The organism is Azoarcus taiwanensis (genome assembly GCF_012910885.1).
GTDB classification, from domain to species: Bacteria; Pseudomonadota; Gammaproteobacteria; order Burkholderiales; family Rhodocyclaceae; genus Azoarcus_F; species Azoarcus_F taiwanensis.
Window position 1 is genome coordinate 1 of record NZ_WTVM01000093.1, and the last position, 16,175, is coordinate 16,175.

Below are 16,175 nucleotides of genomic sequence, written 5' to 3' on the forward strand. Positions count from 1 at the left end.
CCGTCGGCCCGCACCAGGCCGACGATCATGTAGAAACAGGTTGTCTTGCCTGCACCGTTCGGGCCGAGCAGGCCGACCACCTCGCCGCTGCCGACTTCGAAGCCGACGTCCTTCACGACGGTGCGTGCCTTGTAACGCTTCTTGAGACCGGTCGCCTTAAGCAGACTCATCGGGCGCCTCTCTCAAGACCCTGCGGATGACGTCGGTGGAAAACCCCCGACCCTGCAGGAAACGGGCCTGCCGGGCCCATTCCTTGTGGTCACCTGCGATGGTGCCGAAACGCGTTCGCCAGACCTGGCCAGCGCGTTCGTACTCGTTCTCCAGCGGTTCGGCCTCGAGCGCATCGTCGATCGTGTCCGGATCGACGCCACGCTGGATCAGGTCGCGACGAAGGCGCGGCATGCCGAAACGTGAGGCCTTGCTGCGCAGCCAGGCCTCGGCGAAGCGATGATCGGACAGCAAGCCGAGTTCGGACAGACGGTCGAGCGCGGCACCGACTTCTTCGTCGGTGCCGTGAGCCGCCAGCTTGCGTGCCAGCTCGGCACGCGAGTGCTCGCGTCTGGCGAGCAGACGCATGGCCCGCCCGGTCAGGCTCGTGTCCGTCATGTCGTGCGGATCAGGCGTCGCTCGGCGCCGGCTCGGCTGGCTCGGCGCTGATTGCCTGCATTTCCCGGAGGCCGACGGCATTGCGGACACGATTCTCGATCTCGCGTGCCAGCGCGGGGTTCTTGCGCAGAAATTCGCGCACGTTGTCCTTGCCCTGGCCGATCTTGTCGCCGTTGTAGGCGTACCAGGAGCCGGACTTTTCGACGATCTTGTGCTGCACGCCGAGATCGATGATCTCGCCCTCGCGGGAAATGCCCTCGCCGTAGAGAATGTCGAAGATCGCCTCGCGGAACGGGGGCGACACCTTGTTCTTGACCACCTTGCAGCGGGTCTCTGAGCCGACCACCTCGTCGCCTCTCTTGATCGTGCCGATGCGGCGGATGTCGAGACGCACCGAAGAGTAGAACTTGAGCGCGTTACCGCCAGTGGTGGTTTCCGGGCTGCCGAACATCACGCCGATCTTCATGCGGATCTGGTTGATGAAGATCACCAGCGTGTTGGTGCGTTTGATGTTTGCGGTGAGTTTGCGCAAGGCCTGACTCATCAGACGGGCCTGCAGGCCGGGGAGCTGATCGCCCATCTCGCCTTCGATCTCGGCCTTGGGCGTCAGTGCAGCGACCGAGTCGATCACCACGATGTCGACTCCACCGGAGCGGACCAGCATGTCGGCGATCTCGAGTGCCTGCTCGCCGGTGTCGGGCTGGGAAATCAGCAGATCCTGGATGTTCACGCCGAGTTTTTCGGCGTAGCTGACATCGAGCGCATGCTCGGCATCGATGAAGGCCGCGGTGCCGCCGAGCTTTTGCATTTCGGCGATCACCTGAAGTGTCAGCGTGGTCTTGCCGGACGATTCGGGGCCGTAGATCTCGACGACCCGGCCGCGCGGCAATCCGCCGAGACCAAGCGCGATGTCGAGGCCGAGCGAGCCGGTAGACACGGTCTGGATGTCCTTCTCCACGTGCCCGTCGCCCATGCGCATGATCGAGCCCTTGCCGAACTGCTTTTCGATCTGGGAGAGCGCGGCTGCCAGTGCCTTGGCCTTGTTTTCATCCATGTCGTAGTGTCCTTTCAAAACGAGTGCGAATTATGGCACAGAGATTGCATGCACGCAGCCGGCGAACTGAGGATTTCAGGATTCGCCTGCGCGCAAATCTGCGAGCAGCGCTTGCATCGCATGGATGACGGTTTTTGCCCGCACCGCCTCGCGATCGCCCGCAAATACGAGGGTTTCGCTGCGTGTCGGACGGTCGCGACGAGCCCAGGCGATACACACCGTTCCCACGGGTTTGGTCGGGGTCGCGCCACCCGGCCCGGCGATGCCGGTTACCGCGACGCTGACATCTGCGAGACTGCGCTTCAGCGCGCCCTCGGCCATCTCTCTTGCGGTCTGCTCGCTCACCGCACCGTGCGCCGCGATCGTGACCGGATCGACTCCGAGCATGTCGCATTTGGCCTCGTTGGAGTAGGTGACGAAGCCCCGATCGAACCAGCCGGAGCTGCCGGCGATGTCGGTGACGGCGCCTGCGATGCGACCGCCGGTGCAGGATTCGGCGGTGGCCAGGCGCATCCCGCGTTGCGCGAGCGCGTTGCCGAGTGCGAGCGCGAGCTCGGTGGTGTCGGGACTCACAGTGTTTGGCCGGCGATGAAATGCAGCAGGATGTAGAGCGCCGCGATCGCGAAAGCGGCGGCAAGCAAGTCGTCGAACATGACGCCGAAGCCGCCCTTGAGCTTGCGGTCTGCCCAGCGAATCGGAGGCGGTTTCAGAATGTCGAAGATGCGGAACAGGACGACTGCGACCGCTTGCCAAAGCAGCGTTGCCGGGGTGAAGAATAGGACCAGCCAGATTGCGACCATTTCGTCCCAGACGATGGCGCCGTGATCGGAAACGCCCAGTGCTCGTCCGGTGCGATCGCAAACGATGACGCCGGCGGCGAAGAATGCGGCGAGGAACAGCAGAAAAAGCGTGTCCGAGACCGGCGTGCGGATGAGCGGGTAGAGCGCCCAGCCCAGGATTGTGCCGACCGTGCCGGGGGCACGCGGCGAGAGTCCGGAGCCGAAGCCCAGCGCGATGAAGTGCGCGGGGTGGGCGAGCAGAAAAGGGATGGTCGGTTTCATGCGCGGAAATGATCATACCCGAGCGCGCTGGTCCGGGTGCGTGTGCCCTGCGAATCGATCAGGGTGATGACGCGGGCGTCGTTGCTGATCACGCCGATCCGGGTGAAGGGCAGGCCCAGGTCACCGGACAGGCGCGTGATGACTCCTCGTTGACTGGTCGGTGCGGTGAACAGCAACTCGTAGTCGTCTCCGCCGCGCAGTGTGGTGTCCTGCATTCGATCGCCTGCAATGGCGCACTCCCCAGTGAGCGCATGCGGCAGGCAATCGAGCTCGACTTCGGCCCCGACGCCGGAGCGTTCGAGGATGTGTCCGAGGTCGCCCAGGAGTCCGTCCGAAACGTCGAGCATCGCAGTGGCGATGCCGTTGAGGGCCAGGCCTGCCTCGACGCGGGGCTGGGGCCGGTGCAGGGCGGCGACGCAAATCGCGGCGGTGTCGGCGGGCAGTGCAAGTTCGCCGCGCAGGTGTGCAAGCCCGAGCGTTGCCTGTCCCGGTGTACCGGTTACCCACAAATCTTCGCCGGGCTTCGCTCCGTCGCGGCGCACTGCACGTCCGGCAGCCACTTCGCCGATCAGGGTCACTGACAGGGTCAGCGGGCCGCGGGTGGTGTCGCCGCCGGCCAGATCGATGCTGAAGCGTTCGGCGCATTCGGCAAAGCCTTTGGCAAGGCCGGCAATCCATGCCTCATCCGCGGCAGGCAGTGCGATCGCGAGAAACGCCCAGCGCGGTTCGGCACCCATCGCGGCGATGTCCGACACATTGACCGCGAGGGTTTTCCATCCCAGATCGACCGGGTCGGTGTCAGCGAAGAAGTGCGTGCCCGACACCAGCATGTCACTGGTCACGACCAGTTCCATGCCGGGGCGTGGTACCAGCAGGGCGGCATCATCACCGACGCCCAGCCTGGTGTTGCGGGTCGGCAGGGTGAAGTGTCGGCGGATGAGTTCGAACTCGGATGCCATGGTGGGCGGGACGCGTGGACAAGGTTCCGAGCTTAGCGCGAGGGGTGGGGGCAGGGCAAACACGGATCATGATGTGCATCGGTCTTGCTGGGAATCCGCGCCCCGACGATGGCGGCGGCCCGTTCCGCTCGCGCTGCCGCTGTAGGCCTCGCTTCGCTGCGATCCCTGAACTCGGCCTTCGGCCTCAGACAACAGGGATCGCGGGCGCTACGCTCGGCAACAGCGGCATGCGCTCGGGCAAAGTCGCATCCCGGGCCACCGCCATCGTCGAGTCGCTCCGCTGGTAGCGTGTCGGAAGCTGTTGAAATGTTTGCGAAAATGTATTTGCTATAATAAAAACTTATCCAAATCAAGGAGAAGATGCATGTGTGGCATAGCAGGCGAACTGCGATTCGACGGTCGCGAGCCGGATCTGGCAGCACTGGCGCGGATGAACGCTCGCCAGCGGCGGCGAGGGCCGGACAGTGGCGGCGTCTTTGCGCAGGCCGGCCATGCCTTCGGGCATCGTCGGCTGAAGATCATGGATTTGTCCGAGTCGGCGCAGCAGCCGATGTTCGACCCTTCTCTCGGCATGGGCATTGTGTTCAACGGGGCGATCTACAATCATCCCGAGTTGCGCAAGGAGCTCGAGGGGCTGGGCTACGTTTTCTATTCGCATGGCGACACCGAAGTCCTGCTCAAGGCTTATCACGCCTGGGGTGAGGATTTCGTGAAGCGACTCAACGGCATGTTCGCCTTCGCGATCTGGGAGCGGGACAGCGGCAGGTTGCTGCTGGGGCGTGACCGGCTTGGCATCAAGCCGCTCTATTACGCGCCTTCCTCCGGCGGGTTGCGATTTGCTTCGTCGCTGCCCGCGCTGCTCGATGCCGGAGACGTCGACACAACGATCGACGCCCAGGCCCTGAACTTCTATCTTTCATTTCACGCCGTCGTGCCGGCGCCGATGACGATGTACAAGGGGGTGCGAAAGCTCGCGCCTGGCACCTTGATGCGCATCGAGGCTGACGGCAGACGCAGTGAGCGCACCTTCTGGTCGCTCGCCTATCCGCAGGCGGCCGAGGACGAGGGGCGCAGCTTTGAGGAATGGACGGAGATCCTGCTCGAAGGCTTGCGGGCCGCGGTCAAGCGACGCCTGGTCGCGGACGTGCCGGTAGGCGCGCTGCTCTCGGGCGGTGTCGATTCGAGCCTGATCGTCGGTCTGATGGCCGAGGCGGGCGTCACGGATCTGCGGACCTACAACGTCGGCTTCGAGGATGTCGGCGGCGAAAAGGGCAACGAATTCGAATATGCCGACATCGTGGCCAACCGCTTCGGCACCATTCACGAACGCATTTTCGTGCCCGAGTCGGATTTGCTCGCGCGCCTGCCCGAGGCGGTGCATGCGATGAGCGAGCCGATGGTCAGCCATGATTGCATCGGCTTTTACCTGTTGTCAGAGGCGGTATCGCGTCACAGCAAGGTGGTGCAAAGCGGGCAAGGAGCCGATGAAGTCTTCGGTGGCTACCACTGGTACCCAAGGCTCGACGGCAGCGCACAACCGGTAGCCGACTATCTCGCCGCCTTCCGCGACCGCGACTTCGACGAATACACCCGGGTGGTGTCGTCCGAATGGCTGGCCGGCGATGAATCGGCCGCTTTCGTCGCCGAGCGCTTCGCGGCGCCGGGCGCGAGCGACCCGGTGGACAAGGCCTTGCGACTGGATACCACGGTGATGCTCGTCGACGATCCGGTGAAACGGGTGGACAACATGACGATGGCCTTCGGGCTGGAGGCGCGCGTGCCTTTCCTGGATCACGAACTGGTCGAACTGGCAGCGCGTATTCCTGCCCGGCACAAGCTTGCACATGGCGGCAAGGGGGTGCTCAAGGAGGCGGCGCGCAAGGTGATTCCGGCGGCGGTAATTGATCGCCCAAAGGGCTATTTCCCGGTGCCCGCGCTGAAGTATCTTCAGGGCTCGGTACTCGAGCGGGTCCGCGACGCGCTCAACAGCCAGGCGGCGCGCGAGCGCGGGTTGTTCCGCCGCGACTACGTTGACATGCTGCTTTCCGATCCCGGCGCCCACATCACGCCCTTGCGGGGGTCCAAGCTCTGGCAGCTCGGATTGCTCGAATGGTGGTTGCAGACCCATTCAGGTGCGTCGCATTGACGACCTGGCGGAGATCACGCTCATGAGAAAGCATGTCGCGCAGGCGCTCCGCGCGGGGCGCAGGCCGCTTCATCTGCAGCCCGGTCAGCCCGAGATGCGGGCGATGCCTGATGAGATCATCGTCGAGTGCGGTTGGGGGCGGTGGCTGCCAGCGCAAACCTGGCGCGACCCGGCACGGCTCGCCGCGGAACTGCTCAACGAGAGACCCGGGCAGCGAGACATCGCGTTCTATGTCGAAAAACCTCAGGTTGTCGTCGCCCAGGCACCGCAACAGCTCTTTCTCGATCCTTCCGATGCCCTGCGCCTCGACCTGTCGTCCTATCGCACCGGTAGCGCCTCGCGCCGGGGCTTCACGGTCCGCCGCCTGCGCACCCGCACCGACGTTGCGGCGATCAACGCGCTATACCGCGCGCGCAACATGGTCGCGGTCGATACCCGGAGGGTTTGGGCTGCACGCGCGAGTCGCAGCATCACCTATGCGCTCGCCGAAGACCGCGCCAGTGGCGATGTCGTCGGCGTCGCGATGGGGCTGGATCATGCAGAGGCCTTCGCCGATCCTCAGCATGGCAGCAGTCTCTGGGCGCTGGCGGTCGCGCCGCAGGCGACGCATCCGGGGATAGGCGAGGCACTGGTGCGCTATCTCGCGGAGCACTATCACGCGCGTGGGCGGGCATGGATGGACGTGTCAGTGCTGCACGACAACGAACAGGCAATCGCCTTGTACGAGAAGCTGGGCTTTCAGCGGATTCCGGCGTTCGCGGTGAAACGACGCAACGCGATTAACGAGAATCTGTTCATGGGTCCGGCAGACGGCCTGGATGCCCTGAATCCGTATGCCCGTCTGATCACCGACGAAGCGCGGATGCGTGGCATTCATGTCGAGGTGATCGACGCCGAAAACGGCTATTTTCGTCTCACGCTCGGTGGCCGCAGCATCGTCTGCCGCGAATCGCTATCCGAACTCACGAGCGCGATTGCGATGAGTCGTTGCCAGGACAAGCGCGTGACTTTGAAGCTGCTCGCAGAGGCCGGATTGAAGGTGCCTTTGCAGGCCGATGCGGATTCACCAGACGGCCGTGCCAGGTTTCTCGCGGATGTGGGTGCGGTCGTCGTAAAACCGGTCGAGGGCGAGCAGGGAAAGGGTATCAGCGTCAATCTGCAGACGCCGGAGGAGGTCTCGGCGGCGGTCGAGCGTGCTCGTGCGTTCTGCGATCGGGTCATCCTCGAGCAGTATTGCGCGGGCGAGGACCTGAGAATCGTCGTCATCAACCACAAGGTGGTCGCGGCTGCGGTGCGCCGTCCGCCGGTCATCGTGACAGACGGACGCTCCAGTGTGGCAGCGCTGATCCGAAAACAGAGCCGACGCCGACAGGCGGCGACCGGTGGCGAATCCCGTATTCCGGTCGACGATGAAACCCTGCGCTGCCTCGCCGAGCAGGGCCATGCGCTGGAGGACGTGCCTCCTGCGGACATTCGCATCACCGTGCGCAACACTGCCAATCTCCACACCGGCGGCACGATCCACGATGTCACCGAGCGGCTTCACCCCGCGCTACGCGATGCCGCCGAACACGCCGCGCGCATTCTCGATATACCGGTGACCGGTCTCGATTTTCTGGTGCCGAAGGTGGACGGGCCGGATTACGTGATCATCGAGGCCAACGAACGGCCGGGCCTCGCCAACCACGAACCTCAACCAACTGCCCGGCGCTTTGTTGATCTGCTCTTCCCCAACACCGCTGATCAGAAAACATGAGGAGGACAAGAAAAACATGACCCCAGCCATTCTCCCCGGCATTGATTACGACTACCTCGAAGAAACCCTGTTGCAGCTTCTGGCGATTCCCAGCCCGGTCGGTCTCACCGATGCGGCGGTGCGTTACACCGCACATCGTTTCGCAGCCTTGGGCATTCCCTACGAGCTCACCCGGCGCGGCGCGATCAGAGCGACCTTGCGAGGGCGGGAGTCAAAGCCGGCACGTGCCGTCGTCGCCCACCTCGATACGCTCGGTGCCATGGTGCGCGAGCTCAAGTCCAACGGTAAACTCGCGATCGCACCCATCGGTCACTGGTCGGCGCGATTCGCCGAGGGTTCCCGGCTGACCATCTTTACCGACGATGGCCATCTGCGCGGCACCTGTCTGCCGCTGAAAACCTCCGGCCATGCCTTTGGCGGCGAAGTCGACACCCAGCCAGTGGGCTGGGAACATGTGGAAGTCAGGGTCGATGCGCCGGCGAGCACGCGTGCGGATCTCGAGGCCGCCGGTATCAATGTTGGCGACTGGATTGCCTTCGACCCGCAGCCGGAGATTCAGCCCAATGGCTACATCAACTCCCTGTACCTGGACGACAAGGCGGCGGTGGCTGCGCTGCTGACCGCCTGCAAGGCGGTGCGCGATCATGGATTGCCTTTGCCGGTGGACGTTCATCCCCTGCTGACCATCACCGAGGAAGTCGGCTCGGGCTCGTCTGCTGCTCTGCACGGCGACATCGCCGAGATGGTGAGTCTGGACATTTCGATTGCCGCCCCCGGCCAGAACACTTCGGAACATTCGGCGACGATCTGCATGCAGGACATGTCCGGCCCCTTCGACTATCACCTCTCGCACAAGCTGATCTCGTTGGCGAAGGAACACGGCATCGCTCATCGGCGGGACGTGTTCAAATACTACCGCTCGGATTCGGCAGCCGCGGTCGAGGCAGGCAATGACATCCGAACCGCGCTGATCGGCTTCGGCGCGGATGCTTCCCATGGCCGCGAACGCACGCACCGCGACGCGCTCGAGGCGCTCACCCGTCTGGTACTCGCCTACATGATGAGCGAACCGGTTGCCGCAAGGGATTGCACGACGCTCGGCTCGCTGGAAGGCTTTACCGAGCAACTGCGCCCCGAGGACATGGTGCTGCCGTCCTCACCGCTGCCCGAGCCGGGTGAATTCCTCTCACTGGAGGGCGACGAAGAGTCGCAGTGTGGACACGATCAGCTTTAGTTCGAGTCTTCGATCGGCATTGGTCTCGCGAACAGGCGGCCCTCGCTGCCGATCAGCACGAGCATGCCCGCGCCGTCGATATCGAAGGCGTTGATGCCGGCCAGTACGCGATGGAATTTACGTTCCTGCCTCATCACGGGCTCAGGGCAAGCCATCATCGTGCTCGCTGCCCGCGAGAAGCTCAGGCTTTCGCCGGAAAGCTCGAAGGCGGCGTTGTAGCGGTTGCATGAGGTGCCGCCTGCCACCCTGCCATCTTCAGGCAAGAAACGCAGCGTGATGCGCGAATCGCTCAACGGGACTGCATCGTTCAGCCGGGTGATTTCCCACTCCTTGCCTGCGAGCAAGTCCATGGGGCTTCCACCGCAACCGCGCAGCACGCCCTGAGCGCTGGCCAGATCGACCGAGTAGGGGTGGGGCATGCCGCTCATGCTGTCATGGCATACGCCGCGGCTTGCCGTCATCACCAGGGCAAGCTCCCCGTCCGAAGCCCGGTAGCGTGTGACGGAGCCGCTCTGCTGGGTGTCGAGAAGCGCGATGCTGCGCGTCTGCGCGCCGTATTCGGTGACCAGGGTGAGCGTGTCGGTGTCGATCGTCGCAATCCAGGGCGGCTCGTTTCCTGTGGCACGGAAAGGCTGGGCGGGTTTGCTCGCCATCGCGCATTCGGCGAGTGTCTCGCCCCTCACGCTCACCACCGCATTGCTTCCCTTGGCGTGAAGCACCGTGGCCGGGTCGCCGACGGCCTCATAACGCACTCCCGAAGCGGAACGGGTCTGGCGCATCGAGAACTGTTCGACATCGACCCGCATAACGGGGTGTTCACCGATCTCACCGAACACTACTTCGGTGCCGCCGCAATCGAAGGCGGTGCCGAACGAAAGTGCGTTGAACTGGTGGAGCATGATCTCGCCGACGTCGACCTCGCCGGACCGGGCAAAGACCGGGACCGGTTCGGATGCGCGGATGATTCGCCCGTCGAGTTCCACTGCGGCGCGCAGTTCGACGACCTCGGCAGCTGTCCCAGTCCGTGCCGGTGCGACGGCCGTGAAAGGTATCGGCACCTGCCGGCCGCCCAGTGCCTGCTCGCTGCTGGCGATCACCTCGACGCCGTCCGGGGTGAATGCGCGCACCTGGACGAGCGCAGTCGCCTGTGGCGGCATCGCCATGCGGTCGAGATGAATCAAACGGCCGGAGAGCTCGAGGCGCGCCCCATCCGCCCCATCTTGCGTCGTTGCACACCCGACCAGTGCGAGCAGGAGAAGGGCCATGAGGGGGTGAAGACGGATTTCTGGGAGCATGGTAGCGAACTCCTTTGCAAGCCTGCGTTCGTCATCGATGGAACGATTGAAATGATAAACGAACGACTTGCCAGGGCATCCGCCGCGCGTCGGCAGCGGCTTGATGCGTCCCGACATGCCTGCGGACTGCAAAAAGCAAAAAGCCCAACCGGGCGGCTGGGCTGTCTGCTTTTTCTTCGCGAGATTTTTGGTAGGCCGTGCTGGGCTCGAACCAGCGACCAACGGATTAAAAGTCCGCTGCTCTACCAACTGAGCTAACGACCCATCCGCGAAAGACCGCAATTATATGCACAGGCGAATTGCGGGTCAACATGCTTTGGGTGCAGTGCAGCAGGCTCAGGTTTCCCGCATCATCAGCCAGTACTGGATCTTCATGGTGATCGTCGCGCCGGCAACGATTGCAGCGAAGGTGAGGATCGAGCCAAGCGCCAGGGTAGAGAAGCCGGTAATGCCCTGGCCAATGGTGCAGCCGAGCGCGGTGACGCCACCGAAACCCATCAGCATCGCTCCGACCAGGTGACGGATGAGATCGTCGGTCTGGTGAAAGCCTTCAAGCCGGAAGGTGCCGGAGATCAGGGCGTAGATCGCAGAGCCTGCGATGACCCCAACTGTGCCGGCGATGCCGAATGTGACGATCCGGCTCGTATCGGTCCACAGCATCAGCAGTTCCATGGTGTAGGCGACCGGAGCGACGAAACTGAAGGATTCGGCGCGACCGCTGTTGGTGCCGATGAAGGCTTCCTGCAGCGTTCGTGGGTGTTCTTCCACGTAGCCGATGTGGCCGGTGAGATACCAGCCGGCGACCGACAGTCCGCCTATGACGAGGGCGCCAAGCAATACGTCGCTGCTGCGGCCTTCCCGGCTGGAAAGGACAAAAGCGAGCAGGCCGCCGCCGATCAGCAGCGTGGCGATCAGTAACGCGGTGCTGTGGTCCATGCCGAGGCCGGCCATAATGGAGGGCAGATCCTGACCGGTGGAAAGCTGGACGTTGACCGAGTCGATAAAGCTTATGCGCCACACCCCAAACAGCCCCCTGATCGTCATGTAGGCCGAGAAGCCGAGGAACAGGAACACGACGAGCGACTTGAGGTTGCCGCCGCCGATTCGGATCAGCGTTTTGCTGCCGCAACCGGAGGCGAGAGTCATGCCGACCCCGAACAACAGCCCTCCGAGCAGGTTCGAGAACCAGGTCAGCCGGCTGCCGGTGTAGATGGATTGGGAGGCGTCGAACAGGCCTGCCAATTGCAGTGCGCTGGTGCCGATGATCGCCACTGCGATGGCGAGCAGCCACATCCGCATCCGCGTCCAGTCGCCCATGTTCACGACGTCGGATACCGCGCCCAAGGTGCAGAAGTTAGTCTTGTTGCCGACGAAACCGAAAACGAGGCCGAGTACGAAAGCGGCCCAGGCGATGGTGGAGGCGGCGATGATGGGTTCGTCGAGCATGGCTGGCGTGAGCGAAACAGCTAATCGATTAGTTTAACAGCAGCGGTTGCTGTGACTTCCTGGCTCAAGCGTATCGTGTCGGGTCGGCAACGCCGGCGGCCTCGAAGCCTGCACGGCGCAGCGCGCAGGCGTCGCACTTGCCGCAGGCGCGTCCCTTGTCGTCAGCCTGGTAGCAGGAGACGGTCAGCGCGTAATCGATATCCAACTCCATTCCTCTCTGAACGATCTGCGCTTTGGTCAGGTGCATGAGCGGCGCATGGATGTGCATGCTCCGCCCTTCCACGCCACGCTTGGTGGCGAGGTTCGCCATGGTTTCAAAGGCGCGGATGAAGGCAGGACGGCAGTCGGGGTAGCCCGAGTAATCGACCGCGTTTACGCCGATGAAAATGTCGTCGGCGCCAAGCACTTCCGCCCAGCCCAACGCCATCGACAGCATAATGGTGTTGCGTGCCGGGACATAAGTCGTGGGGATGCCGGTCGATTCGCCCGCGGTCGGTACATCGATCGCCGCGTCGGTGAGTGCCGAGCCGCCGAACTGGCCGAGGCTCACGCTGGCAATACGATGCTCGACTGCACCCATTGCCTCGGCGATACGTACCGACGCAGTCAGTTCTGCCGCGTGGCGTTGGCCGTAGGCTACAGAAAGTGCGTGACAGGCGAAGCCTTCGGCTGCGGCAATTGCGAGACAGGTGGTGGAGTCCAGGCCTCCGGAAAGCAGGATCACCGCGGGTTTTCGGTCGTTCATGTCGGCTGGTCTTTCGCTAGGGACGGTAGCGCACCGTCGGGTCACTTGCCGCGTGCGTCGGCCCACAGAATCTTGTGCAACTGCATCTGGAAGCGAACCGGCAAGCGGTCCTGCACGATGAGTTCGGCGAGGGCGGTCGGGTCGAGGCTCCCGTGCACCGGCGACATCAGCACCGGACAGCGCTCGCCGAGCCGGTGCTCGATGATCATTCGCTTGGCCCATGCATAGTCGGTCTCATCAGCGAGCACGAACTTGACTTCATCGGTCGGCCGCAGCAATGCGATGTTCTCGAGCCGGTTTCGTTCGCATTCGCCCGATCCGGGCGCCTTGAGATCGACGATTCGCGCCACTCGCGCGTCGATACCGTCGATGTCGAGTGCGCCACTCGTCTCAAGCGATACCGAAAAGCCGGCATCGCAAAGGGTACGCAGCAGCGTACGGCATTCCTTCTGCGCCAGTGGTTCGCCTCCGGTGACGCAGATCGTGGGAATGCCGAAACCGCGGATTTCCTCGACCAGCTCGTCGATCGGACGATTGCGGCCGCCGGTGAATGCGTACTCGGTGTCGCACCACACGCAGCGTAGCGGACACCCGGTCAGACGGACGAAGACCGTGGGCAAGCCGATGCGCGACGATTCGCCTTGAATGGACGCGAATACCTCGCTGACCCGAAGAGTGGTGCTGCGCGTCGAGCCGGTTGGCCTTGGTTCGGCGCGCGTGAGGACCTTACTGACCACTGAGGCGCTGGCTGGCCACCTGGGCGGCGGAGCTATCCGGATAGCGCTCGAGGATGCGGCGCAACGTGTCCTCGGACTGGCGGGCTTCGCCCATCAGACGCAGGCTGTTGGCCAGCCCAAGCATGGCGTCCGGCGCGATTGCGTCGTTCGGCCAGTTGCTTATGACGGTATTGAAGAAGCTGCGCGCGGAGACGATCTCGCGGGCCTGAAGTGCGGCATTGCCCGCCCAGAAGTTCGCGCCGGGTAGCATCTCGCTGCGCGGATGTTCGCTGATGAAGGCTTCGAAGGCAGCCAGTGACTCGGTGTGCTTGCCTTCCTTGAGAAGGTTGAGCGCGGCTTCATAGGCGCTGGCTTCAGCCGCCGGGTCGCCCGGACCCGCAGCCACACCGCCATGACCCTCAAGTCCGCGAATGCGATCGTCCAGGTCGACATAGAAGTCGCGCTGGCGCTGTTTCAGTTGTTCGATCTCATGCAACAGGACCTCGACCTGGCCGCGCAGGCCTGCAACTTCGGAGCGAAGCTGCTCGTTCTGGTTGGCCAGGTCGAGCTGCCCCCGGCCGCTGGCCTCGAAGCGAGCGTTCATCTCCTCGCGCAGCTCGTTGTATTGGCGGGAACCGCCGAATTGAGCGTGCGCGGTGTTCAGAGCCGTCGTGGCGAGGACGAGTGCGATCGGGAGCAGTATTCTCATCAGAATTCGCCTGCGTAAAGCATGTCGGAGCGGCGGTTCTCAGCGAAGCAGCTTTCGGTGCGCTCGGTGCAGCGCGGCTTTTCCTCACCCAGGCTGACCGACTCGATCTGGTTGGCGCGAGCGCCCAGACGAACCAGTGCCTGCTTGAGCGCTTCGGCGCGCTTCTGGCCGAGTGCCAGGTTGTACTCGCGCGAGCCGCGCTCGTCGGTGTTGCCTTGAACCATCATGCGCATGTCAGGGTTCTGCGACAGGAAAGTCGCATGCGCCTCGACCAGCGGGATGAACTCCTGCTTGATGACGAACTGGTCGAAGTCGAAATACACACTACGACGCGAGAGGATGTTGTTGGGGTCGGTGAGCGCCGCGATGCCGGTGCCGGACACGCCCGGCGCAGTCACAGTGGCAACACCTGCCGAGCGATCATCGACGCCGGCACCAGTTTGAGGACCTGCCTTTCCGCCGCAGGCGACCAGCAGGGCTGAGAGGAGGGCCGGCAGAATGAGCTTCTTCATTTCCATTTCCAGTATGGGTAAAGGTTGGACTACGTGGGTTGAGGTTGTACAGCAAAAAAAAACGGGTCAGCGTGGCAGGGGCCCCCAGGCGGGTTCGCGCACGTCGGCTGCTTCGATGGACAGACGCTGTCGGATGCGGCCGTCGGACGAGACCGCCGACAGCACGCCGCGACCAGCATTCTCCGAAGCGAAAAGAATCATTCGGCCATTGGGGGCGAAGCTCGGTGACTCGTCGCGCACCGAGTCGGTCAGCACCATGGACTGACGGGTTTGCAAGTCCATGATCGACACCTGGAAGCCGCGACTGGTGCGGGTGACGTAGATCATGTTCCGGCCGTCCGGAGAGATGCGCGGGGTCACGTTGTAGTTGCCGTCGAAGGTGACGCGCTCGGGGGTGCCGCCGTCGCGTGCGACACGGTAGATTTGTGCGCCGCCGCCACGGTCGGAGCTGAAGTAAATCCACTGGCCGTCGGGCGACCAGGCCGGTTCGGTGTCGATGCTGCTCGAGGTGGTCAGACGCCTCAGCCCGGAGCCGTCGGCATTGATTACGTAGACCTGCGATGGTCCGTCGATGGTCAGCGTGACTGCGAGGCGCTGACCGTCGGGCGACCACGCCGGTGCGGAGTTGGAGCCGCGGAAATTGGCAACCACGCTGCGCTGTCCGGTCGGCAGATCATGCACGTAGATGACTGGCTTCTTGGATTCGAAGGACACGTAGGCGAGGCGCTGGCCATCCGGCGCCCAGGCCGGGGATATGATCGGCTCGCGCGAAACCAGCGCGGTCTGCGGATTCATGCCGTCCGCGTCCGCGATTTGCAGCTCGAAACGAGGGCCGCTCTTGACGACATAGGCGATCCGCGTCGAAAAATAGCCGGGCAGGCCGGTGAGCTTCTCGTACACGAAGTCGGAGATGCGGTGACCCGTTACGCGGTTCTGCGTCGGTGCTGTACGCAGTGCCATGGCACCGAGTTCCGTGTTTTTCTGCACGTCGAACAGGCGCACCCTTACATCCACCCGGCCGTCGGCCAGCGGCTCGACCGTTCCGGTGAGCACCGCGTGCGCGCCCCGAGCGCTCAGCAACAGCATGTCGGGCAACTGCGACTCGGGAAAGGTCAGCAGGCCGGTATCGACCAGCGCGAAGAGTCCGCTACGCTCGAGATTGCTGCGCACGACGTCGGAGATGCTGCGCGGCAGACTCCCTTCGTTCTCCAGCATTGGGATCGCGACCGGATAGCGGGTCGCACCAGCGCCGGTGATCTCGATCGACAGCTGTGCGTGTGCAACGGCTGACAAAGCCAGGGCAGCGGTCGCGAGCAGCATTCGCAGCGGAAACAGCAGTTTTTTCATGAACTTTCGGGCCGGTTTGTCTTAGGTTGCAGATTCTACTGGACAGGCTTCGCGGCGTGTGCAAAGCAGCCGCAGCTTGAGAGTTTTTTTTACAAGATTGGTTCTTGAGTCTGCGCGATTATCGGTGCACTGCGTTACGCGCCTTTCGGTCAGTCGCGCAACCAGCGCGCTGGTCCTCGGCGCTTCAGGCTCGCGGCAGCGCTGGCCAGAGGTGCAAGCGTCGCCGCGACAGGTATTTCGGCGGTTCAGGGCTGCCCTGAGGAAACACTGATCAAATCCGTTCGCCCTGCGCCCCTCGGCTGCGCTCAGGAGAGTCTTGTCTAAGGGTATTCCTCAGAAAAGCAAGGGTTTCGGCAGGCTCAGCCCGAACGGGGGAAATAAATCAGTGCTTCCCTGGACTATTGCAGCGGATGCGTCAGGCCTTCATTCCTCGAGCGGGCGGAAACGCAGGCGCAACTCGCGCTGGAACAGCTCCGGCGACGATGGCAGCGGCAGCGGGCTCGAAACACGGATCGCACGTTCGATCGCGTCGTCGAGCGTTGCGAAGCCGGACGAACGGATCATGCGCACGTTGGTCACGGTGCCGTCC

General features: G+C 63.6%; 17 protein-coding genes and 1 tRNA gene. 3 read left to right on the plus strand and 15 right to left on the minus strand.

Translation table 11 applies throughout. The features are described 5' to 3' along the window. The 6 genes from GPA21_RS14045 to thiL form a co-directional block, all read right to left on the minus strand. The coding region (locus GPA21_RS14045; RefSeq protein ID WP_168988767.1) for an ATP-binding cassette domain-containing protein at window positions 1–170 on the minus strand (170 nt) is incomplete at its 3' end. Next, the gene (gene recX, locus GPA21_RS14050; protein ID WP_168988768.1) at window positions 157–606 is read right to left on the minus strand and encodes a recombination regulator RecX; all 450 of its coding nucleotides are present in this window, start codon (window positions 604–606) and stop codon (window positions 157–159) included. The genes recX and GPA21_RS14045, both read right to left, overlap by 14 nt. Before the next feature lie 10 nt (window positions 607–616). After that, window positions 617–1,660, minus strand: a complete 1,044-nt coding sequence (gene recA / locus GPA21_RS14055) for a recombinase RecA (RefSeq protein ID WP_168988769.1) — start codon at window positions 1,658–1,660, stop codon at window positions 617–619. 75 nt (window positions 1,661–1,735) lie between these two features. Further along, complete coding sequence (locus tag GPA21_RS14060; RefSeq protein ID WP_339379909.1) at window positions 1,736–2,233, minus strand: CinA family protein; 498 nt, start codon at window positions 2,231–2,233, stop codon at window positions 1,736–1,738. Further along, a complete protein-coding gene (locus tag GPA21_RS14065) occupies window positions 2,230–2,721 on the minus strand; it encodes a phosphatidylglycerophosphatase A family protein (RefSeq protein WP_168988770.1) in 492 nt (163 codons plus the stop codon). Before GPA21_RS14065 ends, GPA21_RS14060 begins: the two co-directional genes overlap by 4 nt. Continuing rightward, entirely contained in the window at window positions 2,718–3,680 is a 963-nt protein-coding gene (thiL, locus tag GPA21_RS14070; protein ID WP_168988771.1) for a thiamine-phosphate kinase, read from the minus strand. Before thiL ends, GPA21_RS14065 begins: the two co-directional genes overlap by 4 nt. Before the next feature lie 364 nt (window positions 3,681–4,044). On the opposite strand from thiL, the gene GPA21_RS14075 reads away from it, so the two are divergent. Genes GPA21_RS14075 through GPA21_RS14085 form a run of 3 tightly spaced genes read left to right on the plus strand, consistent with a single transcriptional unit; the run spans window position 4,045 to window position 8,816 of the window. Then, window positions 4,045–5,826, plus strand: a complete 1,782-nt coding sequence (locus GPA21_RS14075) for an N-acetylglutaminylglutamine amidotransferase (protein WP_168988772.1) — start codon at window positions 4,045–4,047, stop codon at window positions 5,824–5,826. A 22-nt stretch (window positions 5,827–5,848) separates the two neighbouring features. Then, a complete protein-coding gene (ngg, locus tag GPA21_RS14080; RefSeq protein ID WP_168988773.1) occupies window positions 5,849–7,582 on the plus strand; it encodes an N-acetylglutaminylglutamine synthetase in 1,734 nt (577 codons plus the stop codon). 16 nt (window positions 7,583–7,598) lie between these two features. Next, window positions 7,599–8,816: an osmoprotectant NAGGN system M42 family peptidase gene (locus GPA21_RS14085; protein WP_168988774.1), complete on the plus strand. Its 1,218-nt coding sequence runs from the start codon at window positions 7,599–7,601 to the stop codon at window positions 8,814–8,816. Here GPA21_RS14085 and GPA21_RS14090 read toward each other — a convergent pair. From GPA21_RS14090 to GPA21_RS14130, 9 genes are all read right to left on the minus strand, one after another. Beyond that, a complete protein-coding gene (locus tag GPA21_RS14090; protein WP_168988775.1) occupies window positions 8,813–10,111 on the minus strand; it encodes an META domain-containing protein in 1,299 nt (432 codons plus the stop codon). The two genes, GPA21_RS14085 and GPA21_RS14090, sit on opposite strands and share 4 nt — an antisense overlap. Window positions 10,112–10,299: 188 nt before the next feature. Next, a tRNA-Lys gene (locus GPA21_RS14095) sits at window positions 10,300–10,375 on the minus strand. A gap of 72 nt (window positions 10,376–10,447) precedes the next feature. After that, a complete protein-coding gene (locus GPA21_RS14100; protein WP_168988776.1) occupies window positions 10,448–11,557 on the minus strand; it encodes a YeeE/YedE family protein in 1,110 nt (369 codons plus the stop codon). A 64-nt stretch (window positions 11,558–11,621) separates the two neighbouring features. Then, entirely contained in the window at window positions 11,622–12,302 is a 681-nt protein-coding gene (gene queC, locus GPA21_RS14105; RefSeq protein ID WP_168988777.1) for a 7-cyano-7-deazaguanine synthase QueC, read from the minus strand. Between the two features lie 41 nt (window positions 12,303–12,343). Further along, complete coding sequence (gene queE / locus GPA21_RS14110) at window positions 12,344–13,039, minus strand: 7-carboxy-7-deazaguanine synthase QueE (RefSeq protein WP_168988778.1); 696 nt, start codon at window positions 13,037–13,039, stop codon at window positions 12,344–12,346. Further along, window positions 13,029–13,727 (minus strand): tol-pal system protein YbgF, encoded by a 699-nt coding sequence (ybgF, locus tag GPA21_RS14115; protein ID WP_168988779.1) that lies wholly within the window; start codon window positions 13,725–13,727, stop codon window positions 13,029–13,031. Before ybgF ends, queE begins: the two co-directional genes overlap by 11 nt. Further along, complete coding sequence (gene pal, locus GPA21_RS14120) at window positions 13,727–14,239, minus strand: peptidoglycan-associated lipoprotein Pal (protein WP_168988780.1); 513 nt, start codon at window positions 14,237–14,239, stop codon at window positions 13,727–13,729. The genes ybgF and pal overlap by 1 nt, the downstream gene beginning before the upstream one ends. A gap of 66 nt (window positions 14,240–14,305) precedes the next feature. Next, window positions 14,306–15,586 (minus strand): Tol-Pal system beta propeller repeat protein TolB, encoded by a 1,281-nt coding sequence (gene tolB, locus GPA21_RS14125; RefSeq protein ID WP_168988781.1) that lies wholly within the window; start codon window positions 15,584–15,586, stop codon window positions 14,306–14,308. A 423-nt stretch (window positions 15,587–16,009) separates the two neighbouring features. Next, window positions 16,010–16,165 (minus strand): TonB C-terminal domain-containing protein, encoded by a 156-nt coding sequence (locus tag GPA21_RS14130; RefSeq protein ID WP_339379910.1) that lies wholly within the window; start codon window positions 16,163–16,165, stop codon window positions 16,010–16,012. Between the last annotated feature and the right edge of the window lie 10 nt (window positions 16,166–16,175).